The following is a 24,443-nucleotide window of genomic DNA, read 5'->3' on the forward strand; positions in this document are numbered from 1 at the left end:
ATTTATATTAAATTAATACGATAAATATATAAAATTTAACGATAACAATTTAGTGTGAAAATAAATTATTAGAATTTTATAAAAAACAATTAAATATTGAGTATTATTTAGCTAAATAAGCTAAAAATTAAAAAACTTATGTTTTGTTAATAAGATTGTTTAGTAAATATTATTGTTTTAAAATTAAATGACAAAAATTTTAGTTAAAAAATATTTAATAATATATTAACTACTAATTTTTTCTTTATCCATTTCTTTTTGTAATTCATCGAGAACTGGTTTAATCGTATCACTAGGAATGTCACTTATTCTTATATACATTAATCCATCAATAGCATCATTAAATTTAGGATCTACATTAAATGCTATTACTCTAGCGTTTTGTTTGAAGTATTTTTTTATAAGTACAGGTAATCTTAAAGAGGGTTCTAATTCGTCTATTAATTTGTCAAATTTATTCAAATCATTTTCAGCCGCGCCAAAAAAAAGATCTTTTTCAGTATCATTTAATTTTACTTTAAATTCATTTTTTGGATGTACAAATTGCGCCACGTAAGCATCGTAATAATGCGAGCGCATAAACTCTACCATTATAGATTTTGAAAAATTTGAAAATTGATTGCTAATGCTTACTCCTCCAATCAAATATTTATAATAAGGATTTCTTAAACATACATGAACAATTCCTTTCCATAGTAAAAATAACGGCATTGGTTTTTGCTGAAATTCATTCATTATGAATGCACGTCCCATTTCAATACTTTTTCTAAAAAAAGGTTGTATTTCATGGTCATATTCAAACAATGAAGCTGTATAAAAACCTTTAATTCCATGTTTTTTGTAGATCTCCTCTCCCATTCCCATTCTATAGGAACCAACTATGGCTTGTTTTCCACTATCCCAAAGAAAAAGATGTCGATAAAACTGATCGAACTCATCTAAATCAAAAGCTTCATTGGTTCCCTCACCTACTTCCCTGAAGGTTATTTCTCTCAACCTGCCAATCTCTCTTAAGATATTAGGGATTTTTTCGGGTTTTGCAAAAAAAACTTCGTATTGATAATTGGTAAACAAATCACAATTAAATTCTCTAAGTAATTCTATTTCTTTTAAGATGCATTCTTTTGGAGTTTCATCTATGATAGGTTTCTGTTTGGCAGAATTCGCCGATTTCATCATTGTTGCGACTGAAAGAAATCTTAAATTTTTAAATGGATCTTTATTAACAGTGTAAAAAGATTTTAGCATATACACTTTACTCCTTATAAAGTTTCCATATTCTTTAATTGTAGGATAATCATTTTGCTGTTTAACGGAAATGGATTTCCCTATTCGTATTTGTATCGGTTTTTTTCTTTTCCTAACCATTTCAACCGGAAGCATTGCCGTTTGTAGATCCGGATGAATGTCATACATTTTATAAAAAAAATTGCTGTTTTTTGCGTGAAAATAAATAGGAATAATGGGCACTTTTGCCATTTTCATTAATTTCAAACTACCTTCTAGCCATTCCCTATCTTCATATTTTTTTGTTTTTCTATTGTAATGCGAAACTTCTCCTGCAGGAAACATTGCTATGCAATGATCTTGCTTTAAATATCGTAAAGCTTCCATAATTGGCATTTTGTTATCAAAAACATCTTTACGTGTTTCAAATGGGTTAACGGGTATAATTATATCTTTTAAAGGTTCTATTTTTTTTAGTAAAAAATTAGACATAATCTTAAAATCCGATCTTCGTTCAGAAATAATTTTCATAAGTATTATTCCGTCTAATGCCCCTAAAGGATGATTTGAAACTATGATAAATGGTCCGCTTTCGGGAATTCTTTTTAAATCTTCTTCATGTATTTTATAGGTTACTTTTAGTTCGTCTAAAATTCTCTGATATGCTTCTTGAGCTGATAAATCTTTTACCTTATCGTATACTTCATTTACTTTGTTTAGTCTTAAAATATACATTAATAACCAAGCAACGCTTTTTCCTAGAAAGCCAAATTTTTTTAGTTTTAAAACATATTGTAAATCTTTAATAGATATTAAGCTCATTGTTTATCAATTTTATATTCTATCTTCATCGTTTCTAATCTTCTTTTTCTTACTAATTGTATCATTAATCGAACATCTAAGCAAGATTTTTTTAAAAACGCTACTGATTCATAGGAATATTAACAAATATATGACAAATCTATTTATAACTAAATAACTACTTAAAATTTGAATATATTTGAAAAATTCATAATTGAATTAAAATGACAAATACTAAAACTAAAAACCCACAAACCTTAGGTGAATTTATTATTGAGAAACAAGCCGATTTCCAATATTCATCAGGAGAACTTTCTAGGCTCTTAAGCTCCATAAAACTAGCAGCTAAAGTAGTTAACCAACAAGTTAATAAAGCTGGTTTGGTTGATATTGTTGGTGCTATGGGGAATCATAATATCCAAGGCGAAGAACAGCAAAAACTAGACGTTTTTGCTAATGAAACTTTTATAGCTGCGCTCAATAATCGAGAAGTGGTATGCGGAATTGCTTCCGAAGAGAATGAGGACTATATTAAAGTTCATGCTAAAAATAATATTAATTTAAGCAAATATGTGGTTCTTATTGATCCTTTAGATGGATCTTCAAACATTGATGTAAATGTAAACGTAGGAACCATATTTTCTATTTATAGAAGAACATCTTTAGAAGGTTCCGTTCAGGCTGAGGATTTTTTACAACCTGGAAAAAATCAAGTTGCTGCTGGATACATTGTTTATGGTTCTTCTACCATGCTTGTTTATACGACAGGAAATGGGGTTAATGGTTTTACTTTAGATCCTTCCTTAGGCACTTTTTATCTCTCTCATCCTAACATTCAAATTCCTAAAAATGGGAAAATTTATTCTATTAATGAAGGAAATTACATAAAATTCCCACAAGGCATTAAAAAATACATAAAATATTGTCAAGAAGAAAATGAAGATCGTCCTTATACCTCTCGTTATATTGGATCGTTAGTGGCGGATTTTCATAGAAATCTATTAAAAGGTGGAATATATATTTATCCTTCGTATTCCAATGCGCCTAAAGGTAAATTACGTTTGTTGTATGAATGCAACCCCATCGCTTTATTAACAGAACAAGCCGGTGGCAAGGCTAGCGATGGATTTCATCGTATATTAGATATAACTCCGTCTGAATTACATGAACGCACGCCTTTTATTTGTGGTTCTAAAGAAATGGTTGAAAAAGTTGAATACTTTATAAAAAATGCAAAATAAATCTGAGGAAATATCTCTAAAAATTAAAAGATTTAATGAATTGTCAATAACTGAGCTTTATCATTTATTAAAACTTAGAAGTGAAGTTTTCATTATTGAACAAAACTCTATATATCAGGATTTAGATGACAAAGATTTAGAAGCTTATCATATGTTAATATATATAAAAAATGAATTGGGTGCATATTCTAGAATTCTACCTAAGAATATTTCCTTTACTGAAGCTTCTATTGGAAGAGTTGTTGTAAAAAACAAATTTCGTTCTATTGGTTTAGGTAAAATACTTATGAATAAATCAATTGAAAATTTATACAATCTTCTAGGTAAACAGCCTATTAAAATAAGTGCTCAATTTTACGCCACTAATTTTTATAAAAAATTAGGTTTTGAAGAAATTGGAAAAATATATTTAGAAGATGGAATTGAACATATAAAAATGCTAAAAAAATAATTTTAAAAAAGGTCGGCTATAAATAAGCCGACCTTTTAAATTTTAAGGATTTAAGGGTGTTGGAATTAGTTGATTACTTTCCTTAGTCTTATCGGTTTCAATTTCCGTATTCTCTTTTTTCATATTTTTAAGTTTACCAAAATTATACGATAGTTTTATATAGTATAATTGATTTTGATTCCTTTGATAAAAATTGGTTAATAAATTCGGATTAGTAATCTGTGCTTTTAATTTAGTTGGGCTAAATACATTATTCATCCCTAAAGAAACTTTTAAATTATTATTATAGAAAGATCTTGATAATTCTATGTTAGAATAATTTATCGGCTGTTGTGATTTATATATTTGGAAATAACCATCTTTGGAACTAAATAAGTAAAATCCTGTTAATTTTATTTCTTTAGGAAGAACAATTTGAGTATATAAAGCATAAAACCACATAGGTTTCACTTTATCCATATAAGGATAGTCATCAACCTTATAGTAATTATACATCGTATAAAAATATAAGAAACTCATTTTATTTACATTCATGGGTTCATCGAAAAACTTTTTCCCTTTAGTAATTAACCCAAACGGCACTGGAACTCCTAAGGATATATTATAACTATTCACTCCGTTATAAGTTTTAGTTGTTTGATTTACCACCAACGAATTTTGTGCGTTCTCATAACTCATAAGGTTAATGCTTTTTGAATGAGTATATTGAAAACCGAGTCTTAAATAATTGAATGCGCTTATAGACGCTTCATAATTATCATAATAATTGGGTTCTAAAAATAAATTACCCGTAGTGGTATTGTATTCATCATAATACCCTGTAATATTTGGGTCTAAGCTAGTATAAGAAGGAAGCGAAATACTTTTCCTATAGGAAGCATTAAAATTGATGGTTGAATTAAGCCTATACAATAAGCTAAATGATGGGTAAAATTTTTCTAATGAATGTTTTGATTTTTGTAAGCTTTCTTTTACTTTACTAGTATATTCTAAGTTTTCATATCTTAAACCAGCGGTTATACTTAACTTATTAAAGTTTTTGCTTAATTCCGTATATAATGCATATTGATTTTCATCGTATTTGAAATCCATAAAAGTATTGTAATTGGGATTTTCAAAAATTAATGGTGAACTATTTAATAAATTATATCTTCCTTTGCTTGTAGAACTATTTAAGGAAAATTTTCCACCCGCATTTATTGTTAAATCTAATTCATGGATAGGTATTTCAATATTTGATTTAAGATAGAAGTTATCTGACTTTGAGTCGATTTCATTTATTGAATAGTCATATATACCTAAATTATTTTGTATACCTCTATTTTGCAAATTTTTATTGAAATTAGAGTAATAAGCAGTAATATCAAATACTTTCCCTAAACTATCAATTTCTGTTCTGTACTTTGCTATGATTTCATGATTCGTATTATCATTTTTTGAATTAAAATTATTAATAAGATTTAAATTTCCTGTATTGTCCATACCTAATAATACACCCAAGTTAGAATTATTATCATGGCTATAATTAAAATTATAGTTTATAAGAATATTACTTCTTTCATTCAAACGAATATTGGCAGAGGGTCTAAAATAATAGAAACGATTGTAACTACTATTATTATTATTTTGAATCATTAAAATAGAGGGTGAAAATGAGGTGAATTCTCTATTATTGGAAGTAAAAGTTTCATTTTCTCTATAACTAAAGCCTGAGTTTAGCTGTAAACCTACAGATCCTCTACGAGTATTTAAACTGATTGATGGGCTAACAATATTTAGTTTATTAAAACGATAGTTCACGGTTGCCGTACCATTTAATCCCAGTGATGCTCTTCCATTGGTAACTATATTAATAATCCCTCCCCCAGTATTAGCTTCATAAGAAGCTCCAGGATTAGAAATTATTTCTATTTTTTCAATCGAACTTGCAGGCATTCCTTGCAATAATCCTTCCAAATCAGAACCTGACAAACCGGTAGGTGAATTATCTATATATATAGCCATACTTTTACCATTAACGGTTAATTCTCCCCCATAACCTTTAATAACACCTGGGATTTTAGTTAATGCTTCTTCTGCATTACCCCCTGAAAGTAACTCATTATCTTTCACTGAATATGTGGTTTTATTCGCTTCCACTTTTATCATTTCTTTTTTTCCACCTACTACAACCACTCCTTCCATATTTGTTATTTCGCTATTGCTTAGAGTATCCGGAACTTCCCCTATATTTCCAATATTATTCATGTAAACATTACCTATAAGTAAGGTATCAGGAAGACTTTCTACAACATCAAAGTCTATACTTTGAGTTTGATGACCTATAGTGGATACTAAAATTCTAAATTTTCCTGGTATTTTAGAAATCGTATAACTATTATAACACTTAGCTGTGTTAAATGTTTTTACATCCTTGTATAAGGAATCATATTTGTATTGAAATTTAATTTCTTTATTTAAATCATCTGCTAAACAAGCATTTGTTTTACTATCAACTATTTTAAATATGAGATTTAGAGTTGATTCGTTGTTTATATGAACATTAGATTCTAATGGCTTTTCCTCACTCTCATGATTTTTTATAGAATTATCAATAGGAGTGTAAACATTTGACGTTTCATTTTTATTTAAAATAGGAAAACTTGACAAAGGTTTATATTTATTGCTATGGTTATCTACATTCCACTTCGTGTTAGGATTTGAGGAAAGTAATTTATCTTTATCATATAAATAAATATTGTCATCATTATTGTTAAATGGAGTGGGTTTTAAAGTACTCGACTTTAAACTTGGAAGAGTAGATATACTATCTTCACCTATGCTTTTAGTATATTGTATTCCTACAGTAGAATCCTTATCTCCTATCTTATCTTGATTTTGTTTGGGAATCTCTTTAGGTTTTAGATATTCCTTTTTACCACTCACGACAATCCCTTGGTTCTTATTGAACTTGTTTTTCTTCAACATTTGTTGATTATTGGGAAGGTTAACATAAACTTTGCCTAGATATAGCGGACCTAATGTTTTTTCTTTAACATCAAAAATAATTTCTTGAGTTTGATATCCTGATACTGAAATTAATATTTTAAATCTACCTGTTTTTTTAGAAATCGTATAACTATTAAAACATTTATTTGTAGTAAATGTTTTAACATCTTTAAACAAGGAATCATATTTATACTGAAAGGTAATTTCTTTATTTAAATCGTTACTTAAACATTTTTTAGTTTTAGCATCAACAATTTGAAAGATTACGTTAATTTTAGATTGACTTTTTCCAGCAAAAGGTAATAAAAATAATAAAAAGAAGATAAAATATTTTTTCATACTCGAATTTCTATATAGTATTCATATAAATTAAGCCATTTTCGATACAATATTAATCATTCATAAGCGAATAATCAAATTATAATTCTAAATTTGCAAATTGATGGTATATTCGTACTATGAATAATAATAATTTAGATAAATATTTTAAATTAGTTTGTTATGCTGAAGGATTTAGTTGCTTTCTGCTTTTTCTTGTTGCTATGCCTTTAAAATATATGTTTAATACTCCTATTATTATGATTCCAGCGGGAATTATTCATGGATTTTTTTTTACGGCGTACTTAATATTAGCAATTTATGCACGCAAATTGTATAAGTGGGACGATGAAGATTTTGTATTTGCTTTAATGTCAGCCTTCTTTCCTTTTGCAACTATTTGGGTTGAAAAAAAATTAACTAAACCGAACTAGCATTATAATAAATTCAATCATTTTTTTACATTTTAATTTTATATTTACATCAAATTTAAATACACAATGGTTGATAAAATAAGCAAAAAAACTATACATCAAGTTCTCTTTATTGTTATATTATTGCTACTATTTACCTTAATATTCAGCCAACTGGTAATATTTCTACCAAGTTTATTAGGCGCTATTACTTTATATACCCTATCTAGAGATTTATTTTTAAAACTGACTGAAGAAAAGAAATGGAATAAATGGTTAACGGTTTTTTTAATCTTTATATTAGCATTTATACTTATTTCAGCTCCTGTTTATCTTATTATAGAACTAACTTATTCCAAAGTATCAACAGCTATTGCATATTCCAAAAACTTAAATGATTCTATTCTTAAAATTATGCATGATTTACAAACGAAGTATAATTTTGATCTTTTAAGTAAAGAAAACCTTTTAAAGGTAAGCAGTTGGGCTGGAAAATTTATCCCTCAAATTCTTAATTCTACTATAAATGTAGGTGTTGTTTTTGTATTTTCTTTTTTAATTTTCTTTTTTATGATTATGAATATTCGTAAACTAGAGAGTACTTTAACCCAATGGTCTCCTTTAAAATTAGAAAATACTTTAAAATTAGGAAATCGTTTAAAAAGGATGATATTAGCCAATTCCATTGGCATACCAGCCGTTGCATTGATTCAAGGTATTATAGCAACTATTGGTTATATAATTATTGGTTTAGATAACTTATGGTTCTGGTTTGCTGTAACTATATTTGCTGCAATGATCCCCTTAGTTGGGGCTACCTTAGCTTATCTGCCCATAGGAATTATATTATTTACTTCTGGACAAACCTGGCAACCAATATTTATTGTTTTATATGGATTTATTATCGTTGGATCTTCTGATAATATAGCTAGATTTACTTTATTAAAAAAGTTAGACAACGTACATCCATTAATTACAATTTTCGGAGTAATTTTTGGAATGAAAATATTTGGTTTTTTAGGTTTAATCTTTGGACCTATATTATTATCAACCTTTTTTCTTTTATTGAATGTTTATAATGATGAATTTACTAACCGTTAAATCCAAATAGTTATTAATTTACAAACATTCATAAAAATCTCTTGAATAAATAAGAACTATAACTTATTTATTCATAGTAAGTAAAAATTCTTCGTTAGAGATTGATTTAGATAATCTATTTTTTAAAAATTCCATAGCCTCTAAAGAATTCATATCAGCTAAATGATTTCTTAGAATCCACATCCTTTGTTGCGTAACTGGGTCTAGTAAAATATCATCCCTTCTCGTGGATGATGAAACTAAATCTATAGCAGGATAAATTCTTTTATTTGCAATTTTTCTATCTAACTGCAACTCCATATTTCCTGTCCCTTTAAATTCTTCAAAGATAACTTCATCCATCTTAGAACCCGTATCAATAAGAGCCGTCGCTATAATAGTAAGAGATCCTCCTCCTTCTATATTTCTAGCTGCACCAAAAAATCTTTTTGGTTTATGCAAAGCATTGGCATCTACACCTCCGGATAGTACTTTTCCAGACGCTGGAGATACGGTATTGTATGCTCTTGCTAGTCTTGTGATTGAATCTAACAATATTACAACATCATGCCCACATTCAACCATTCTCTGCGCTTTTGAAAGAACTATATTAGCTACTTTAACATGTTTTTCTGCAGATTCGTCAAAGGTAGAAGCAATAACTTCTCCTTTTACACTTCTTCGCATATCTGTCACCTCTTCCGGTCGCTCATCTATAAGAAGTACAATCATATATACCTCTGGATGATTCATAGATATTACGTTTGCAATATCTTTCAATAAAAGAGTTTTTCCTGTCTTGGGTTGAGCCACTATCATTCCTCTTTGCCCCTTTCCTATTGGAGAAAATAAGTCTACCACGCGAGTGGACAGCGTTGCTCCTACACCCGCTAATTTAAACTTTTCTTCTGGAAATAATGGAGTCAAATGTTCAAAAGAAACCCTATCTCTAACATAAGAAGGCTCTCTTCCATTTATTTCAATAATTTTAACTAAAGGAAAGAATTTTTCTCCTTCTTTAGGGGGGCGAACTTCTCCTGTAACTGTATCTCCAGTTTTTAATCCAAAGAGTTTAATTTGAGACAGTGATACGTAAACATCGTCAGGAGAGGATAGGTAATTAAAATCTGATGAGCGTAAGAAGCCGTAACCGTCTTGGGTAATCTCAAGAACCCCTTCCGCTGTTATTATGCCTTCAAATTCATATTCTGAAGATCTATATTTATTAGAATGGTGATTATTGGGTTTATTGTAGTCGTTGGGCTTTCTTTTCTTTTGAAAATTATTTTTTTCTACATCATCTGTAGTTTTTCTTTCTTCTTTCTCTACTGTTGGTTTTTGAAAATGAGTGCTACCAGAATTCTTTTTTAAAATAACTTGAGAACGTCTTGCCTGCTGACTTTCTACAATAATTTCCTCAGGAATTCTATCTTTTTTTTCTTCAATAGAAGAACTTTTAATATTATCTTCTACATTTATTTCTACTTGTTTGGGATTTGAAGGCTTATCTTGAGACTGTTTAGATACGATTCTTTTTCTCTGAGATTTATCTTCTTCAAGGACTTTCTTATGATTTGTGGATAATTCTGAAGTAGAATTATGGGATTCTGAGTTATCTATATTTTTTTCGTTTTTTTGTTTAGATAAAATAGATTCTATTAAATCCGCTTTTTTTAACCCTGAAGTTTTAATACCTAATTTATTTACAATCTCTTGCAATTCAGCAACTTTCATTGCTTTTAGCTTCTGTTCCTCAAACATATATATGTTAAATAAAATGATTTAAATGTTGTTATTATCGTAAAAAATAAACTTGATTAATTTGTTTTTTTGTTTAAGACAAAGTAGTGACTTTCTAATTTATAGAATATACTTTACTAATCTTTAGTAGTTTGTAAGGCAATATTACAAAATATTTTATTAAAACACGAATTTTTTTTATATTTGTAGCTTTAAAACTATAAATCTTGATTCAGAGAATTCAGAGTATTTTTTTAACGATTACTGGAATATTAAGTCTTGTTGCTGGATTTATTACTGACCTTATTCCTGATGATTGGATAGATATGTGTCTATTATTTTTGATTGGTATATTGTCTTTCTTTTCTCTATTTAGTTTTAAAAAGAGAAAAATACAAATGAAAATTAATTATCTAAATATAATTATCAACGTAATGTTAATTAGTTATATGGTTTACCATCTACTAAGCTCTCCTGGAGGAGTTCTTTCTCCTATGAAAGGTGTTGAATTTTTTGTTCCGGTTCTGCTGATTATTCTGCTTGCCATGGCAAATAAATATATCAATAAGGACGAAAAACTTATAAAATCTGTAGATAGATTCCGTTAAAACTCATAACAACTTTTTAATGAGTGCTAAAAGCCGTCATAATTTTTATGACGGCTTTTTACTTATTTAAATATATATAAGAGGAAAAGTGGAAAGCTTGAACAGGCTTCAACCCAAAAACGCGTATATAGATATGCTTGTTTACAATTCGTAAAATAAACCATAACCATTGCTATCAGACAACTAATTCCCCAACTAATTTTATAAGCAGTGTATATATATGAATTGAGGCTATAAATTAAAATTATACATGAAACTACTAAGCTAAAGTAAGATATGCATTTACTCTTCTTAATACCTATCCATTTGGGAATCGTGAGTATTTTATCTTCTCTTATATCATAAACATCAAAGGGTATAGTTATTCCAAATACAAATAAATACACAGATATAAATAATCCAATGGAAAAATCTATTGCGTTACCCATCCAAAATATGGCATAGGTCCACACAAATGATATTATAAATATTTTGAGTAAAGAGATAGATCTAAAATGTAGCTTTAATATTCTTGAATTGTACATTAAAACTAATACTGATAAAATTATAGTATGAGCTATAAGCGTGTATAAGTTATTTTGTTTAAAAAATAAATATACAACTGTCCCTATACTTAAAATGAAGATATATAAAGATCTATGATTTAAAGTTTTAGTTTTCCATATTTCATAAAAGCATATGAAATTATAGGCTGCCAATGAAGAAAAAAAAAGTATTAGTTGTTTATTTAAATCTATTTGATGATTAGCTAACCCTAAAAATACGGATAAGGCGGTAATCATTAATGATACCCATATTTTAGTATTTACAAGAAATTCCTGTATAACTTTTATCACTTACTTACCTTCTTTGGATTATTTTTTACAAAGGCTTCCCAACCGGTATAACTTTTTTTATTTGCTAATGAAGAAGTACCACTATTTAAAAAATGACATACGGCAAGCGCCAGACCATCTGAAGCATCCAGATATTTTGTCGGAAATTCTTTTAATTTTAATAGGGTTTTAAGCATTCCTGCCACCTGTTCTTTGGAAGCATTCCCATTACCGGTAATTGCCATTTTAACTTTTTTTGGCAAATATTCTGTAATTGGAACTTCTCTTAAAAGTCCAGCCGACATAGCCACCCCTTGCGCTCGTCCTAGTTTTAACATGGATTGCACATTCTTCGCATAAAAAGGTTCCTCAATCGCTAGTTCATCCGGATGATAGGTGTCGATTAAAGCGAGTGTTTTATCAAAAATTTTTTTAAGTTTTAAAGCGTGAGAGTCAATTTTATTTAAAATTAATTCATCAATACAAACTAAATCCATTTTTTTGTTAAGAACACGAATCACCCCATAGCCCATTACATTCGTCCCAGGATCAATGCCAATAATTATTTTTTCCACTAATAATATTATAATTAAAGCGTTGCCTCATAAGATCTCCAGCCTTCCTCTCTATATTTTTGGGCTTCCTCAACCGGATTAGCAGATTTATAAATTCCTCTACCTACTATTATGAAATCTGTGTAATATTCTCTAAATACCTTTTCTGGGGTATTAAATTGCTGGCCTTTTGAATCGCCTTTTGAATCTAGATTTACTCCTGGAGTAAACAACAATAAGGAATCTGGCAAAGAGGATTGTGCGACACAACCAATGACTTTAGAGTTTTTTTCTGATATTTGTATCGCTTTTTGTTTATAAGTAACATCGGTCAAAGTTCCTTTTGATGACATCTCAGCTATAGTAACAACCCCTATATTTTCACTAAATACATTTAAACTATTCTCTCCAGCAATTACATGAGAAGTAATTAAATCTGCCCAATCTGATATTTTATAGATCCCTAGTTCAAATTGCAATTGTTGTGTATTTCCTATATCCCCAAATTTCCTATCTTCAAACAATAAAAAATTCTTTTCTTGGGCTATAGATTTTAATTCATTTATATAATCTACAGAAAAATCAGTAAGGATATCTGTATGCAACTTTATTGCTACTACATAATCTCCAATTTTTTTTGCTAAATCTAAAATTTCAGAGGTTTGCGTTACATCCAACGATGCAATTAAGTTTGACTTCTTTTCAATTGCAATACTTAAAAGTTTTTTTGCTACCGGATGTTCTTGCAATTCTTTTTTCTCCTCATATTTTAATCTTGGCTTTTTAGAAATAGCTAAAGAATTACCATTTAAAAAATCTTTAATCTTTAAAACTTCTTTCTCTTTTAACAAGTTATTTTTATATAAAATATCTATTACGTTTTGGATGCTAAATAGTTTATGTACTTTATATCCTTTTTCGTTTAATAATTCAATTCCTCCCTGTTCTCTATCTAAAACTACTACTATATCTTTTACTTTTAATCCTTCTCTTTCAACCTCTTCAATAGTTTCAAATAAGCTTTTACCACTAGTTATTACATCTTCTACAAGCAAACAAGTTTGTCCTACCGTAAAAATGCCTTCGAGCATTTTTTTGGTACCATATCCTTTATTTTCTTTTCTTTTGATAATTAATGGAATCTCAGATTTTAAAGACATGGCTGTCGCCATAGGCAAGGCTGCATAAGGAACACCACAAATGAGTTGATAATTAGGTTCTTGTATTTCTTCTAACAAAAGTTCTGATAATTCTTTAAGCAAACTTGGACTTGAGGCTAAAGGTCTCAAATCTATATAAAAGGGAGATTGTATCCCGCTTTTTAAAGTAAATTCACCAAATTTTATAATCCCTAATTCATAAGATTTTAACAAAAAATTTTCTTTATCAATCATTTTTACTTGTTTATTTTATATAAAATGAATTTTTTTAATTTCTAATCTTGGAAAATAACTTTATATATTTTTGACCAAAGCTTCCCGGTTATTAAAAAATGGTTTTCCTCTACATGTGCTATTCCATTTAATACAGCATCAGCATTGGTTTGGTTTTTTTTAGCTAAATCAGAAAAATCTGCTTTTGCAACTACAACTCCTGTTTTTGGATCTATGGCTAATATGATAGGTTGTTCAAATATATTGGCGTATATAAGTCCATTGGCATATTCCAATTCATTAAGATTGGAATATATTTGATTGTATCCTATGGCAGAAATTATTCGTTTAAGATTAAAATTTTGATCGTAAAATTTTAACTTTGAAGAACCATCCGATACCACAATGTCATCTCCAATTGTGGTAGCCCCCCATCCTTCTGATAGATTATTGGGATAAGGTTGTTGCTTTTCCAATTCAAAGGTTGCTTGGTTATATATTAATAAAGTTTTTTCTCTCCAAGTTAACAAATAAAGTTTATTGTTTAAAACAGCAAAACCTTCTGCAAAAAATTGTGGCGCTAGGGAAATGCTTTGTTTAAATGCTGTCTCCCCTAAATTATAACGCACCAATTTAGATTTTTCATACAAACCTGAACTTTCAGTTATAACACCATTTTTGTAGGTGAATCCTTGTGTAAACAATTCTGGATTATGTGGATATTCTTGGATAATTGAATAACTAAATTCTTTTTCTTTTACGTTTGAATAAATGTTAAAAACTGTCTCAATCTCTTTTTTATGATTCCCGTTATAGTTAATATTTACCACTAGAGTATTCGCGCCTAAGCTAGAGTTTGTGGAATCTAAAACGATGTTATTACTCTCATAGTCTTTACCGTTTAACTTTACAGTATACGAGTCTATGGTGCCATCTTCAGAACTTATTTCTAAAGGGAGCTTATCTCCCATGTGTAACCCTTTATCACTTAACTGATCAAAATTTGTACTTATACTTATTTTGTTAGAATCTTTACATCCTATAGCTACCATAAGTAATACAGTGCCTATAATTAATTTATTAACAATTGCTTTCATGATAAGTTATTTAGTAATATAAATACGATTTTTTGAAGTGAGTAATATATATATTCCTACTAATATAAAGGGAATACTTAACCATTGTCCTGTGTTTAATCCAAACCAATTGATATATTCCTCCCCTTGTGGTTCTTTAAAAAATTCAACTATAAAACGTATGCCGAAAAGTATGATTAAAAAGTAACCAAATATCCAACCTAGAAATTTTTTCTTATTGGTTTTAAAATATATAAAGACGAGAGAGAAAAACAAAATTAAATACCCAAAGGCTTCGTACAACTGAGCCGGATGTCTAGATACCCTTTCTCCATACTCATGAACATCTTGTTGGTTAAATAATACTGACCAAGGCAGATCTGAAGGCTTCCCTAAAATTTCTGAATTAAAAAAATTACCTAAACGTACAAACATTCCTCCGATAGCCACAGGAATTACAATCCTATCTAAAATCCAAAGTAAATTCCTTTTTAAATATTTCTTATTGTAAAAGTATAAGGAGATTACTATACCAATGGCAGCACCATGGCTTGCCAATCCAGAAAATCCTGTAAATTGAAATTCAGGCTTGGTTCTGAATGGTAAAAAAACTGCCAAGGGATCTTCTATAAAAAGTTCTTTTTGATAAAATAATACATGTCCTAAACGAGCTCCAATAATAACAGCTAGGAACATATATATAAATAAGGGATCTAATAACTTTTGATCTTCATTGTCTTTCTTAAAAATTTTACTCATAAGATAAAAACCTATGCTAAATGCAATTACATACATTAGACTATAATATCTTAAAGTAAAGTTTCCTATTTGAATGCCAATACTGGGATCCCAAATAATGTGTAATAATTGATTCATTTACTTTTTTTATTTTTCTTTAAAGGCACTGGATCATATCCTTTTCCGCCCCAGGGGTGACAGCTAAATATTCTTTTTAAACCTAACCAAAAGCCATAAACTAATCCATGCAATTTTAATGCTTCTAGCATATATTGAGAGCAAGTGGGAGTAAATCTACAATTGGATCCTAACCATGGCGATATAGCTAACTGATAAAATCTTATGAATAGAATGAATGGAAATATGGTTATTTTCTTTATCATGCCCAATTTCTCGTACAAATATAATTCTAAATATTAGGTTTTTATTTATAAAAAAACTCTTTTTAAAGTTTAAAAAGAGTTTTTTTATAATTATTTGAGGCTTTAATTTCTTGGGTTAGAGTTTAAAATATCTGCTCTATAATCATCAATTTTTGCTTCTTGATATAGGGTTTGTAAAAGTAAGTTTGGCATTTGTTGAGAGTAAATGCTCATCAATTGCTCTTTAAATGTTTTCTTATCTCCACTATCTCCTTTAGTAATGGATTTTGTTATTATAACATATACCCCAGCTTTTCCTTCAATAGCCTTAGATTTCTCATTGGGTTTAATACCAAAAGCAGCTCCCCCTACTTTAGGTTCAAAAGAACCTCCTATGGAAGGATTATCAAAAGTTATGTTTGCTTGTTCCTTCGTCGTTTGAAAATCTTTGGCTAATTGGTCTAAAGATTGGTTAGAAGAATTAATTTTATCTGCTATAATTTTTCCTAACAACTCATTTCTTACAGTTGTTTCAATTTGCTTTCTAACTATTGAAGGATCAGCTAAACCTCCGCTAAATAATGAAGATACTCTAGCAACTATATATCCTTGATCTCCGGTAATAAATAATTCTGTGTCTCCTAAATTTCTTTTAGAATTAAAAGCCCAAGCAATTATATCAGAATCTTTGTCAGTACCCAGTCCTTCCAACATAGTACCGAAACGTAATATACCTCTTTGCTGTTTAGCATTGAATTTTTGAGCTTTAGCTACGTTATGAAATTCTTGTGAAGATTTTCCGTTGATATTTTGAATAAATGTATTGGCTTGTTTTCTAACTAAATCTACAGTTGCTTCAGAAGGTTCAATATTCTTAGCTATGTCAGCAAGTTTATATACAGTTCCAACCGGTTTTCTATCAGTGATCGCAATCACAAAGTATCCTTCAGGTATTTCAACCACTTCATATTTACCTAGAGGAGAACTTTCAAGTACCCTTTGTAAGCCTTTATATTCCCCTTTAAAATCTTGGGCAGTTGTTAACTTTATTACACCACCATTGCTTGACACTCCGGGATCGTCTGAATACTGAACTACTAATTTAGAAAAATCATTAGGGTTAGCATTTAATTGTTGAACTAACTGATCGGCTTGTGCTTTGGCTTGCTCTTTTGTTCTAGGTGTCTTTGGTTTTAGTTGTGATCCTGAATCCGTGAAAGATATTAATATATTTTTACCTTGAATAGAATCAACATTTTTCTTTCCTATTAATTTGGAGTAAACATAAGCCCCACCATCTTCATAAACTGAAGAGACTTGCCCTATGGCTGCCGTTTTTACCCAGTTTTTAATTGCTTGTGGCAACTGTTGTTCAGCTCTATATATTGGATTAAAATCATTATCAATCAACTGATCTGAGCTTAACTTAGATATATATAAGGAATCATTTTTAACAGATCCAAAAGCTTGTATGGTATCGCCATCAATAATTGTATTAGTTAATAATTTATTTAATTGATCTAAAATTTGTTTTTTGTCTGAGGAAGAGGCCGTTCCCGGAAAATATACATAATCTAAAGTTCTATTTTCATCTATTTTAAATAGAGTTTTATGTGCATTAATATAATTTTGCAAATCTTGATCCGTAACTTTTACAGGATGTTTGCTTTGGTATGCATTATAATCAACTTTTACATATTCTATGTTTGCAGAATTCACTCTATTTCCTAACAATATATCCACTTCATTAGCATTGGTTAATAACCCTGCTCCATAAGAACCAAAATATTGTCTATACATGGCTTGTACACTCAAATTATTTTTAAGTTCTAGAAATTGCTGATACATTTGGCTTAACTCGGAATTGGCATTCTGGTTCTGTTCAAGTTGTTCAAATTGTTGTTTTATAAGCTGAACATTTATATTGCCATTTTTATCTTTATATTGAGGAGAATTAAATATGTTTGAGTTTCTTGCTGCATTCCAAATCATATCGTCTGTTAAAATAAACCCTGAACTATTAAATTTTTGTTTAATTAATGTGTTTTGAACCAGAGTGTTCCATACCTGTCCCTCTAAAAAATTTAACGGTACTTGACCTTGATATTGATTTTGAATAAAGTTTAGTTGATTATTATATTCTTGTCTAGTTATCACCTGATTGTTTACCTTACCGATAACATTAGGATCTTTACCTCCCAATCTACTCCAATCGATTCCTCCCAATAAAAATAATAGCAGTGCTACTGCTACAAATCCTATTAATAACCCGTTTCTTTTTCTTATTTGTCCAAGAATAGCCATTTAATCTTATGTTTATTATTTTTTTTAATTTACGAAAATACAATTTCAATATGAATTACAAAAATATTATTTCAAATGAAATAGTATTTTAAATAAAAATCCCTTAAAGAATTTTTACTTTAAGGGATTTTTATTTTACTTTCTATGAATTATTTATCAATAGAACCTAAAACTCTTTTCATAAAAGCGTTTAAAGCTTCTTTTTGATCCATTCCTTCTTGTACCATTTTATGAACCTCTATAGCTCCGTACATATTAGAAATTAATTCTCCAATTACATCAATTTCTTCATCTTTCAACCCTGGTGATTCAGTAAGATCTTCCAAAGTTTCAATCGTTTCATTCACATAATCTTCATCATTTTTCTCAATAAATTGAGTTAAATGTTTAATTACCGGTAACTTCATTGACTAGCTCTTGTAAAGGTTCTATTTTGTTTGTTTGTATTTGATTTACTAATTTACCATCTTTAAAAGCTGCAAATGTAGGTAAGTTGGTAACATTTGCTAATTTTCTAGATTCAGGAAATTTTTCAGCATCTGCGATCACGAATGGAATGTTCTCATTTTCAGCAGCTATTTTTTTAAATTTAGGCTTCATAATCTTACAATTCCCGCACCATGTGGCAGCATATTGAACTAAAACAATGGGTGAACTTTGTACAATTTCTTGAAGGTTATCTTGATCTAATTCTTGTACCATAATAATTTTTGTTTTAAAATTAAATTAATGAGAAGATAAATAATCAGCTACACCTTTTCTATCTGCATGCATTGCTTCTTTACCTTCTTCCCAGTTTGCCGGACATACTTCTCCGTATTTTTGTACGTGAGCGTAAGCATCTATCAATCTTAAATACTCTTGAACATTTCTACCCAAAGGCATATCGTTAACACTCTCGTGAAATACTTTTCCTTCTTCATCTATCAAAAAAGTTGCTCTATAAGTAACGTTGGATCCTTCTATAATTACTGTATCATGATCTTCGTCATAAGAAGAAGATTGAATATCAAGAATACCTAAAATATTGGATAAGTTTCTTGTAGTATCTGCTAAAATTGGATACGTCACTCCTTCAATACCCCCATTGTCTTTAGGTGTATTTAACCATGCAAAATGTACTTCATTGGTATCACAAGATGCTCCAACAACTAAAGTATTTCTTTTTTCAAATTCTGATAACGCTTCTTGAAAAGCATGCAATTCTGTAGGGCAAACAAAAGTAAAATCTTTTGGATACCAGAACAACAACACTTTTTTATTTTTTTTTGTAGCTTCTTCAAACACATTAATCTTTAGATCATCTCCCATATGATCCATAGCATCTACTGAAATATTTGGAAATTTTTTACCTACTAATGACATAAGATAATTTTTTTTATTCTTTTTACTTATCGTAAAGGTACAAATTAATTGACTATTTAATTCTCAATCGATGATTAATCTTTTTTATACAAGAATAAAAAAGTTTTATAAGAATAGGTTTAACAATTTAATAAAATATAACAATCCACTATACAAGTATAGATTTATTCTATTTCAAATGTTTAAATAGATTTATTCCCTACTATTTTTTTAAGAGTTAAGGTATGTTTAAATATTTATGAGTTTGTAAAGAAATTTTCCATTTTGGATTTTTCATTACATAATCTATAATTTTAGGAGTCATTTTTTCTCTATTGCTCCATTCCGGTTGTAAATACAAAAGAGCTTCATTATTTACTTTTTCAGCTTGCTCCTCTGCAAAAATAAAATCATGTTGATTATAGATAATCATTTTCAACTCATGTGTTTTTTCATAAATCTCCTTTAGTGGTAAGGAGTTTTTTTTAGGTGAAAGGCAAATCCAGTCTATCGTTCCGCTCATAGGATAAGCTCCAGAAGTTTCGATGTGTATCGTGCATCCCAATTCTTTTAATATTGAAGTAAGTGGACTCAAATTCCACATCAATGGTTCTCCTCCAGTTAAAACAATAGTTTTGGAATGTTTTACTGCCATTTTAGCTATTTCTTCTGCTGAACTTACTGGGTGTAAATCAGGGTTCCAACTTTCTTTCACATCACACCAATGACAACCAACATCACAACCTCCAATACGAATAAAGTAAGCACTTGTCCCCGTATGTCTTCCCTCTCCTTGTATGGTATAAAAATGTTCCATAATAGGGAGTGATAATCCTAGGTCTAAGTCCGATTGCTCATTCATTGATTTCATAATTCAAACAGTTAAAATAGTTACTAAAGGTACAAAAAGAATGATTATTTATATAGATTGCTTCCATCGATATACTTATATACTTCTGGTGGCAATAATGGGCGGATATTTTTTTTGTTTTTTATGTATTCTCTGATTAATGTTGATGATATTTCAATTTTAGGTGCTGCAATTTTCGACATCTTAGGATGTTCTAAAGGAATGGTAGTATATTCATGACTTCTTGGATAGACGTAGACTTCGTAACGTTTTAATATTTCTTCGTAGTTCTTCCACTTAGGAAAGTGTATCCAATTATCTTCCCCCATAAGCAATACAAATTTTTTATTTGGATGGGTTTCTTGTAACGCTACAAGAGTATCTATGGTGTAAGAAGGTTTAGGCAATGAAAATTCCACGTTGGAAGATTCAAACTTAGAGTACTTTTCGATTGCTAAATTTACCATTTCTAGCCTATGGTGATCCTCCAACAAAGTAGATTTATTTTTAAAAGGATTGTGAGGGGTAACTACAAACCAAACTTTGTCTAAATCTGTATTTTCTACAATGCTATTGGCTAAAATTAAATGTCCAATATGAACAGGATTAAAGGAACCAAAAAATAAACCTATCTTATTCATTTGTATGCTTAATGAAATTATTCTTCTTTAAATAATACATCTTTAATTTGCAATTGATAGAATGTTTTTCCTTGCCAAAAATTTTCATACAGAGAAAAAACCATATCAAAGGGATATTTTTCAAATTTATGGATTAAATGCCCCATTTTAAAGGCTATTACTTCAAAAGAGTTTTTAAGATTATCTTGAAAAACTGTCATTTTTAAATGCTCTTTTTCTCTTCCCATAAGAGTAAAATATCCTCCAAAAGATACATTTTTAGCAAGGAAAACAGGTCTTAAATTTCCTGGCCCAAAAGGTTCAAAGTAATGAATCAGTTTAAAGAACCGCTTGTTTATTGATTTTAAAGAAATTTCTTCATCGATTTCTATGACCGGCGTTCTTTGGTTTTCTTTGATGGTTTCTTTAACTATTGTCTCAAATTTTTCTTTAAAAGGAATAAAATTTTCTTTTTTTAAAGTAAGTCCTGCAGCATACATATGACCTCCAAATTGTTCTAAATATTCAGAAGTGCGTTCCAGAGCACTATATATATCAAAACCAACTACACTTCTGGCAGAAGCTACCAAATCATCATTTTTACCCTCCGTAAATACTAAAGTGGGGCGGTAGTATTCTTCAATCAATCGCGAAGCTACAATCCCAATTACTCCTTTGTGCCAATTTTTGTTATAGACAACGGTAGAGTAATTTTCTGTCTGCCCAGTTTTTTTTATTTCAAGAATAGCTTCGGTAGTTATATTAGCGTCTAGCTCTCTTCTCTCATTATTTAACTCATTGATTTGTGAATAAATCCTACGAGCTTCTATCTCATTTTGTGAAATTAATAATTCTACTGCATTATGTGCATGGCTAATTCTACCAGCAGCATTAATTTTTGGGGCTATTCCAAAAACAATATTACTAACCGAAAAGGTTTCTCTAACTTCTTTTGGTAGAAAAAATTTCAATCCAACTCTAGGTTTTTCTATTAACTGTCTCAAACCAAAATAAGTTAATATTCTATTTTCCTCTATCAACGGAACTATATCTGCAGCTATACTTATAGCTACCAAATCTAAGTAGGAATATATATCAGGGGAAGAAATATTTTTTTTTTGTGACAGTGCCTGCATTAATTTAAACCCTACTCCACATCCACTCAAATGTTTGCATGGATATTCGCAATCAGGTCTTTGGGGATCTAAGTTTGCGACTGCTGGCGGTAAGATTTCCCCCGGCAAATGATGATCACAAACGATAAAGTCTATTTGGTTTTCTTTTGCATATAAAACTTTCTCCACTTCCTTTATCCCACAATCTAAAGTTATTATAAGAGAAAAATTATTTTCTATGGCATAATCTACTCCTTGGTAAGACACTCCATAACCTTCCTGATACCTGTCTGGAATATAATATTCTACCTTTTCGTAAAAAGAATGTAGAAACATATAAAACATAGCTACGGAAGTAGTTCCATCTACATCGTAATCACCATAAATGAGTATTTTTTCTTTTTTTTCAATCGCAAGCAAAATTCTTTCTGTTGCAATTTCCATATCCTTCATCAAAAAAGGATCGTGTAACTCATCTAAAGAAGGTTTAAAAAATAATTTTGTTTTATCAAAGGTATCAATCTTTCTTTGTAACAAAAGACAAGCAATTTCAACAGGAAAGTTTAACTCTTCTGCAAGCGTATTGATTTGATCTTTGTCAGATTTAGATCGTAGAACCCATCGATTTTGCATAGCTCACAAAGATACTCATTTTCAATGAGTCTGATAAATGAGTAGTAGAATATTTTAAAATAGAGGGTTAATGATAACAGGTTTAAAACTTATCCATCGTAATCGTTAGGGAATCTTTTTTTTACTTTTTCAACCGCTTGAAGAACTTTAATTTCATTTACTTTTCGGAATTGTTCTAACTTTTTTGTAATTTCTTCTGAAAAAGGAGAAAGCATTTGGGCGGCTAAAATACCTGCATTTTTTGCAGCATTTAAAGCTACAGTTGCCACGGGTATACCATTGGGCATTTGTAGAATAGATAAAATTGAATCCCATCCATCAATTGAATTTGAGGATTTTATAGGTACACCTATCACGGGCAATGTGGTTTGCGAAGCTACCATCCCTGGAAGGTGAGCCGCTCCTCCGGCTCCAGCTATTATTACTTTTAATCCTCTTGCATACGCAGATTTTGAATATTCAACCATTCGATCTGGAGTTCTATGCGCAGATACAATGGTTAATTCGTAAGGGATTTCCATCTCGTTTAAGATTTCTACGGCTTGTTCCATAACAGGTAAATCACTGTCGCTTCCCATTATAATTCCTACTAAGGCTGAGCTCATTGGGCTATAACTTTAAATTTTGATTTTATAAAATTAATTTTTTCAACTATTTCTTCCTTATTCTTCCCTAGTACGGTTACATGCCCCATCTTTCTTCCAGGCTTAGTGATGCGTTTACCATACAAATGCAAATACGTTTGGGGCAAGGAAATTAAATCTTCTATACCTACATACTCCGCTTCCCCTTCTTGTTTGGGATCACCGATTACATTGACCATGGCAGAGCACTCTCTAATACAAACATCCCCCAAGGGTAGATTTGCTAAAACTCGAAGCATTTGATCGTATTGGGAAGAACTATTGGCTTCTATAGTAGGATGTCCACTATTGTGGACCCTTGGAGCTATTTCATTAATAATTACCGAATCATCTTCCAACAAAAACAATTCTACACAAAAAATTCCGGGTGTATTTAAAGCTTCTATGGCTTGTATACTTATATCTTTAGCAACTTCTTTTATTTTATCCTCAATTTCTGCTGGGGATAAAAGATAATCCACAAGATTTAAAGTCTCATCAAAAACCATTTCTACCACGTCAAAAACGCAAGATTGCCCATTTTCATTTTTGGAAATTATAACGGACAATTCTTTTTTTATTGGAACAACATTTTCAATGACCGAAGGCTCATCCCAAACCTGTTGCAAATCCTCCGCATTTTTTATAATTTGTACTCCCTTTCCATCGTAGCCTCCCACCCGTAATTTTTGTACAAAAGGGTATTTTAATTGAGGATGATTCAAAAGTTCGTTACGATTCTGAACCGTATAAAAGTCTGAACTGGGCAGATGATTCTCTTTGTAAAATTCTTTTTGTAACCCTTTATCTTTAATTAATTCCAAGCATTCTGGACTTGGTATAATTTTTTTTCCTTGATTTCTCAATTCTTTTAAAGCCTCTACATTCACATTCTCAATCTCTATACTAATAACATCTTTATCTTTTCCAAAATTTAGTACAGATGTGTAGTCTTTAAAGTCTCCAACGGTAAAAGAATTTTTAAAAATTGAACATGAAGCTTCGGCATCTGGCTCTAAAAAACCGATGGTATATGGATAATTTATAGCATTCTGCATGAACATTCTTCCCAATTGTCCTCCACCTAAAATTCCTATTTTCATTACTCTTTATTATTTACACACAAATATAAATAGTTTCCTACTTGCCTACCCACTATTCTTACGGAT

The 24,443-nt window shown here is 29.8% G+C and carries 23 protein-coding genes; 5 read left to right on the forward strand and 18 right to left on the reverse strand.

Annotation, left to right across the window (positions count from 1 at the left end; translation table 11 throughout):
- Window positions 1–225: 225 nt before the first annotated feature.
- Entirely contained in the window at window positions 226–2,049 is a 1,824-nt protein-coding gene (locus tag ETU08_RS02320; RefSeq protein WP_146261401.1) for a bifunctional lysophospholipid acyltransferase family protein/GNAT family N-acetyltransferase, read from the reverse strand.
- Window positions 2,050–2,252: 203 nt separating this feature from the next.
- Here ETU08_RS02320 and fbp point away from each other — a divergent pair, with 203 nt between their 5' ends.
- Together fbp and ETU08_RS02330 are read left to right on the forward strand one after the other, a co-directional pair.
- Window positions 2,253–3,269 carry a class 1 fructose-bisphosphatase gene (gene fbp, locus ETU08_RS02325; RefSeq protein WP_146261402.1) on the forward strand — a complete coding sequence of 339 codons (1,017 nt, stop codon included), beginning with the start codon at window positions 2,253–2,255 and terminating at the stop codon, window positions 3,267–3,269.
- Entirely contained in the window at window positions 3,259–3,720 is a 462-nt protein-coding gene (locus ETU08_RS02330; RefSeq protein WP_146261403.1) for a GNAT family N-acetyltransferase, read from the forward strand. Before fbp ends, ETU08_RS02330 begins: the two co-directional genes overlap by 11 nt.
- Before the next feature lie 42 nt (window positions 3,721–3,762).
- On the opposite strand, the gene ETU08_RS02335 is transcribed toward ETU08_RS02330, so the two are convergent.
- Entirely contained in the window at window positions 3,763–7,047 is a 3,285-nt protein-coding gene (locus ETU08_RS02335; protein WP_146261404.1) for a TonB-dependent receptor domain-containing protein, read from the reverse strand.
- Window positions 7,048–7,166: 119 nt separating this feature from the next.
- On the opposite strand from ETU08_RS02335, the gene ETU08_RS02340 reads away from it, so the two are divergent.
- Together ETU08_RS02340 and ETU08_RS02345 are read left to right on the forward strand one after the other, a co-directional pair.
- Window positions 7,167–7,460: a DUF3817 domain-containing protein gene (locus tag ETU08_RS02340; RefSeq protein ID WP_146261405.1), complete on the forward strand. Its 294-nt coding sequence runs from the start codon at window positions 7,167–7,169 to the stop codon at window positions 7,458–7,460.
- 66 nt (window positions 7,461–7,526) lie between these two features.
- Window positions 7,527–8,540 (forward strand): AI-2E family transporter, encoded by a 1,014-nt coding sequence (locus ETU08_RS02345; protein ID WP_146261406.1) that lies wholly within the window; start codon window positions 7,527–7,529, stop codon window positions 8,538–8,540.
- A gap of 63 nt (window positions 8,541–8,603) precedes the next feature.
- Here ETU08_RS02345 and rho read toward each other — a convergent pair whose 3' ends face one another.
- A complete protein-coding gene (gene rho, locus ETU08_RS02350; protein WP_146261407.1) occupies window positions 8,604–10,280 on the reverse strand; it encodes a transcription termination factor Rho in 1,677 nt (558 codons plus the stop codon).
- A gap of 206 nt (window positions 10,281–10,486) precedes the next feature.
- On the opposite strand from rho, the gene ETU08_RS02355 reads away from it, so the two are divergent.
- Window positions 10,487–10,867 (forward strand): DUF4293 domain-containing protein, encoded by a 381-nt coding sequence (locus tag ETU08_RS02355; RefSeq protein WP_146261408.1) that lies wholly within the window; start codon window positions 10,487–10,489, stop codon window positions 10,865–10,867.
- Window positions 10,868–10,929: 62 nt separating this feature from the next.
- Here ETU08_RS02355 and ETU08_RS02360 read toward each other — a convergent pair whose 3' ends face one another.
- The 15 genes from ETU08_RS02360 to ETU08_RS02430 form a co-directional block, all read right to left on the reverse strand.
- Entirely contained in the window at window positions 10,930–11,703 is a 774-nt protein-coding gene (locus ETU08_RS02360) for a UbiA prenyltransferase family protein (protein ID WP_146261409.1), read from the reverse strand.
- The gene (ruvC, locus tag ETU08_RS02365; RefSeq protein WP_375764688.1) at window positions 11,700–12,257 is read right to left on the reverse strand and encodes a crossover junction endodeoxyribonuclease RuvC; all 558 of its coding nucleotides are present in this window, start codon (window positions 12,255–12,257) and stop codon (window positions 11,700–11,702) included. Before ruvC ends, ETU08_RS02360 begins: the two co-directional genes overlap by 4 nt.
- Before the next feature lie 14 nt (window positions 12,258–12,271).
- Window positions 12,272–13,630: an orotidine-5'-phosphate decarboxylase gene (gene pyrF / locus ETU08_RS02370; RefSeq protein ID WP_146261411.1), complete on the reverse strand. Its 1,359-nt coding sequence runs from the start codon at window positions 13,628–13,630 to the stop codon at window positions 12,272–12,274.
- Window positions 13,631–13,671: 41 nt separating this feature from the next.
- Window positions 13,672–14,706 (reverse strand): glutaminyl-peptide cyclotransferase, encoded by a 1,035-nt coding sequence (locus ETU08_RS02375; RefSeq protein WP_146261412.1) that lies wholly within the window; start codon window positions 14,704–14,706, stop codon window positions 13,672–13,674.
- A gap of 6 nt (window positions 14,707–14,712) precedes the next feature.
- A complete protein-coding gene (gene lgt / locus ETU08_RS02380) occupies window positions 14,713–15,561 on the reverse strand; it encodes a prolipoprotein diacylglyceryl transferase (RefSeq protein WP_146261413.1) in 849 nt (282 codons plus the stop codon).
- Window positions 15,558–15,806 carry a membrane protein insertion efficiency factor YidD gene (yidD, locus tag ETU08_RS02385; RefSeq protein WP_146261414.1) on the reverse strand — a complete coding sequence of 83 codons (249 nt, stop codon included), beginning with the start codon at window positions 15,804–15,806 and terminating at the stop codon, window positions 15,558–15,560. Before yidD ends, lgt begins: the two co-directional genes overlap by 4 nt.
- 102 nt (window positions 15,807–15,908) lie before the next feature.
- Window positions 15,909–18,089 (reverse strand): peptidylprolyl isomerase, encoded by a 2,181-nt coding sequence (locus ETU08_RS02390; protein WP_146261415.1) that lies wholly within the window; start codon window positions 18,087–18,089, stop codon window positions 15,909–15,911.
- A gap of 149 nt (window positions 18,090–18,238) precedes the next feature.
- Complete coding sequence (locus tag ETU08_RS02395; protein WP_146261416.1) at window positions 18,239–18,496, reverse strand: DUF6952 family protein; 258 nt, start codon at window positions 18,494–18,496, stop codon at window positions 18,239–18,241.
- Window positions 18,477–18,791, reverse strand: coding sequence for a thioredoxin family protein (locus tag ETU08_RS02400; protein ID WP_146261417.1), 315 nt, complete (start codon window positions 18,789–18,791; stop codon window positions 18,477–18,479). Before ETU08_RS02400 ends, ETU08_RS02395 begins: the two co-directional genes overlap by 20 nt.
- A 24-nt stretch (window positions 18,792–18,815) precedes the next feature.
- A complete protein-coding gene (locus ETU08_RS02405) occupies window positions 18,816–19,454 on the reverse strand; it encodes a peroxiredoxin (protein ID WP_146261418.1) in 639 nt (212 codons plus the stop codon).
- A gap of 217 nt (window positions 19,455–19,671) precedes the next feature.
- Complete coding sequence (locus ETU08_RS02410) at window positions 19,672–20,295, reverse strand: 7-carboxy-7-deazaguanine synthase QueE (RefSeq protein ID WP_146261690.1); 624 nt, start codon at window positions 20,293–20,295, stop codon at window positions 19,672–19,674.
- 53 nt (window positions 20,296–20,348) lie between these two features.
- A complete protein-coding gene (gene nadD / locus ETU08_RS02415) occupies window positions 20,349–20,924 on the reverse strand; it encodes a nicotinate (nicotinamide) nucleotide adenylyltransferase (RefSeq protein WP_146261419.1) in 576 nt (191 codons plus the stop codon).
- Between the two features lie 17 nt (window positions 20,925–20,941).
- Window positions 20,942–22,651, reverse strand: a complete 1,710-nt coding sequence (gene recJ, locus ETU08_RS02420; RefSeq protein ID WP_146261420.1) for a single-stranded-DNA-specific exonuclease RecJ — start codon at window positions 22,649–22,651, stop codon at window positions 20,942–20,944.
- An 89-nt stretch (window positions 22,652–22,740) separates the two neighbouring features.
- The gene (gene purE, locus ETU08_RS02425; protein ID WP_146261421.1) at window positions 22,741–23,256 is read right to left on the reverse strand and encodes a 5-(carboxyamino)imidazole ribonucleotide mutase; all 516 of its coding nucleotides are present in this window, start codon (window positions 23,254–23,256) and stop codon (window positions 22,741–22,743) included.
- Window positions 23,253–24,377: a 5-(carboxyamino)imidazole ribonucleotide synthase gene (locus tag ETU08_RS02430; RefSeq protein ID WP_146261422.1), complete on the reverse strand. Its 1,125-nt coding sequence runs from the start codon at window positions 24,375–24,377 to the stop codon at window positions 23,253–23,255. The genes purE and ETU08_RS02430 overlap by 4 nt, the downstream gene beginning before the upstream one ends.
- Window positions 24,378–24,443 lie beyond the last annotated feature (66 nt).

The organism is Apibacter muscae (genome assembly GCF_007845635.1).
In the GTDB taxonomy this organism is placed as follows: Bacteria; Bacteroidota; Bacteroidia; order Flavobacteriales; family Weeksellaceae; genus Apibacter; species Apibacter muscae.

What these genes read in the sequence shown, in the direction of transcription:
- ETU08_RS02320 (WP_146261401.1), bottom strand. Translation starts at nt 2,049, where the DNA reads ATGAGCTTAATATCTATTAAAGATTTACAATATGTTTTAAAACTAAAA.
- fbp (WP_146261402.1), top strand. Translation starts at nt 2,253, where the DNA reads ATGACAAATACTAAAACTAAAAACCCACAAACCTTAGGTGAATTTATT.
- ETU08_RS02330 (WP_146261403.1), top strand. Translation starts at nt 3,259, where the DNA reads ATGCAAAATAAATCTGAGGAAATATCTCTAAAAATTAAAAGATTTAAT.
- ETU08_RS02335 (WP_146261404.1), bottom strand. Translation starts at nt 7,047, where the DNA reads ATGAAAAAATATTTTATCTTCTTTTTATTATTTTTATTACCTTTTGCT.
- ETU08_RS02340 (WP_146261405.1), top strand. Translation starts at nt 7,167, where the DNA reads ATGAATAATAATAATTTAGATAAATATTTTAAATTAGTTTGTTATGCT.
- ETU08_RS02345 (WP_146261406.1), top strand. Translation starts at nt 7,527, where the DNA reads ATGGTTGATAAAATAAGCAAAAAAACTATACATCAAGTTCTCTTTATT.
- rho (WP_146261407.1), bottom strand. Translation starts at nt 10,280, where the DNA reads ATGTTTGAGGAACAGAAGCTAAAAGCAATGAAAGTTGCTGAATTGCAA.
- pyrF (WP_146261411.1), bottom strand. Translation starts at nt 13,630, where the DNA reads ATGATTGATAAAGAAAATTTTTTGTTAAAATCTTATGAATTAGGGATT.
- ETU08_RS02375 (WP_146261412.1), bottom strand. Translation starts at nt 14,706, where the DNA reads ATGAAAGCAATTGTTAATAAATTAATTATAGGCACTGTATTACTTATG.
- lgt (WP_146261413.1), bottom strand. Translation starts at nt 15,561, where the DNA reads ATGAATCAATTATTACACATTATTTGGGATCCCAGTATTGGCATTCAA.
- yidD (WP_146261414.1), bottom strand. Translation starts at nt 15,806, where the DNA reads ATGATAAAGAAAATAACCATATTTCCATTCATTCTATTCATAAGATTT.
- ETU08_RS02390 (WP_146261415.1), bottom strand. Translation starts at nt 18,089, where the DNA reads ATGGCTATTCTTGGACAAATAAGAAAAAGAAACGGGTTATTAATAGGA.
- ETU08_RS02395 (WP_146261416.1), bottom strand. Translation starts at nt 18,496, where the DNA reads ATGAAGTTACCGGTAATTAAACATTTAACTCAATTTATTGAGAAAAAT.
- ETU08_RS02400 (WP_146261417.1), bottom strand. Translation starts at nt 18,791, where the DNA reads ATGGTACAAGAATTAGATCAAGATAACCTTCAAGAAATTGTACAAAGT.
- ETU08_RS02405 (WP_146261418.1), bottom strand. Translation starts at nt 19,454, where the DNA reads ATGTCATTAGTAGGTAAAAAATTTCCAAATATTTCAGTAGATGCTATG.
- ETU08_RS02410 (WP_146261690.1), bottom strand. Translation starts at nt 20,295, where the DNA reads ATGAATGAGCAATCGGACTTAGACCTAGGATTATCACTCCCTATTATG.
- nadD (WP_146261419.1), bottom strand. Translation starts at nt 20,924, where the DNA reads ATGAATAAGATAGGTTTATTTTTTGGTTCCTTTAATCCTGTTCATATT.
- recJ (WP_146261420.1), bottom strand. Translation starts at nt 22,651, where the DNA reads ATGCAAAATCGATGGGTTCTACGATCTAAATCTGACAAAGATCAAATC.
- purE (WP_146261421.1), bottom strand. Translation starts at nt 23,256, where the DNA reads ATGAGCTCAGCCTTAGTAGGAATTATAATGGGAAGCGACAGTGATTTA.
- ETU08_RS02430 (WP_146261422.1), bottom strand. Translation starts at nt 24,377, where the DNA reads ATGAAAATAGGAATTTTAGGTGGAGGACAATTGGGAAGAATGTTCATG.